Annotated in this window: 2 protein-coding genes; one reads left to right on the forward strand and one right to left on the reverse strand. The window is 76.7% G+C overall.

The features are described 5' to 3' along the window. Nucleotides 1–654, reverse strand: a 654-nt coding sequence (locus HMPREF3105_RS01640; protein WP_070708621.1) for an HAD family hydrolase, incomplete at its 3' end; no start/stop codon positions are given. A gap of 91 nt (nucleotides 655–745) precedes the next feature. Here HMPREF3105_RS01640 and HMPREF3105_RS01645 point away from each other — a divergent pair. Continuing rightward, nucleotides 746–1,696: a PAC2 family protein gene (locus HMPREF3105_RS01645; protein WP_070708622.1), complete on the forward strand. Its 951-nt coding sequence runs from the start codon at nucleotides 746–748 to the stop codon at nucleotides 1,694–1,696. The last annotated feature ends 50 nt before the right edge of the window (nucleotides 1,697–1,746 follow it).

Here is a 1,746-nt window from a genome sequence, read left to right on the forward strand (position 1 = left end):
CGTCCACTCGACGGTCGCGAGCCCTGCCGGCAGCGGCAGCACGCTGGGCACGCCGACCGTCGGCAGGCCCGCGGCCACGGCCGCGCCGACGCCCACCGGGGAGTCCTCGACCGCCACACAGTCGGCGGCCGTCAGCCCCGGTGTCCGCTCGGCCAGCAGCTGCAGGCCCAGCTGGTACGCCTCCGGGTCGGGCTTGCCCCGGGAGACCATGTCCCCCGAGACGACGACGTCCAGCGTGCCCGCCGGCGCCCGCTCGGCCAGTGCGCGGGCCAGTGGGGCATGGGACATCGTCACGAGGGCGCCCGACACGCCGGCCTCGGCGAGCGCGACGAGCAGCTCCCGGGCACCCGGCCGCCATGGCACCCCACGGACGACCCCCTGGACGACCTCGTCCATCGTCAGGTCGATGATCCGCTGCACGGGCAGGTCCAGCCCGGCCTCCTGCAGGCGGCGCGCTCCCTCGTCGAGGGGGCGTCCCACGAGGGAGCCGGCCAGGTCATCCGACCAGGTGCCGCCGTGCTCGACCACCAGGCGGCGCTGGACGGCGTTCCACAGGGGCTCCGTGTCCACGAGGGTGCCGTCCATGTCCCACAGGACGGCGCGTGGCAGGTGGCGGGCACGGTCGTCCGGGGCGGGCGCGGGGTGGCGGGGCATGGAGTGCATCCTATCGAGCGCCGCCGCCGGGGTGTGCCGGGCGGGTCGCGGGCCGTGACCCCGTCGTCGGGCCGTGTCTAGGCTGGCCGCCATGACCGACGCTACCTCCGAGGACCAGCCGGACGACGTCCTGGGCCCGCTGCGGACCCACCTGACGGCGACCGTGGACGCGCTCGAGGCCGGGCGGCGGGCCCCCACGGTCCTGCTGATGGCCTTCGAGGGGTGGAACGACGCCGGGGAGGCCGCGACCGGGGCCCTGGGCGCGCTGCGGGAGCAGTGGGACGCCGCGGACGCGGGACGGGTGTGCGACGGCGAGTTCTACGACTACCAGGTCACTCGACCCCTGGTCCGGCGCGACGCCGACGGGCTGGGGACGCTGGACTGGCCGGCGGTCACCCTGCACGAGGCGCTCCTGGACCGTGAGGGTCGGCCCGTCGCGGGCGAGGCTGCCCCGCCGGACGGGGTGCGTGTGCTCCTCGCCGTCGGCGTGGAGCCGAACGTGCGGTGGCGCGCGTTCCTCGAGGAGCTGTTCACGGCGGCCGACGCGCGTGACGTGGACGCCGTCGTGACGCTGGGCGCGCTGCTGGCGGACGTGCCCCACACCCGGCCCCTGCGCGCCCGCCCGACCTCGCCGCTCGTGGACGTGCGGGTGGCCGTCGGCGCGGACCGTCCGGTCTACGAGGGGCCCACCGGGATCATCGGCGTCATCGCGGACGAGGCCGCGCGCCGCGGCCTGCCGAGCCTCTCGCTGTGGGGGACGGTGCCCCACTACGTGGCCCAGGCGCCCTCCCCCAAGACGCTGCTCGGGCTGGTCGAGGCGGTCGAGGACCTGCTGCACGTGAGCGTGTCCACGCGCGGGCTCGAGGACGACGCGAGGGCCTGGCAGCGCGGCGTGGACGAGCTGGCCGCCGAGGACCCCGACGTCGCCGCCTACGTCCGGCAGCTCGAGGAGGCCCAGGACACCCAGCAGCTGCCGGAGGCCTCGGGCGAGTCGATCGCGCGGGAGTTCGAGCGCTATCTGCGCGGGCGCGGCGGACGCTGACGCCCGGCCGCGCCCGGCGGGGTCAGCGCAGGCGCAGACCCAGCAGCGCC

It is taken from the genome of Micrococcus sp. HMSC31B01 (assembly GCF_001816085.1).
Lineage (GTDB): Bacteria > Actinomycetota > Actinomycetes > Actinomycetales > Micrococcaceae > Micrococcus > Micrococcus luteus.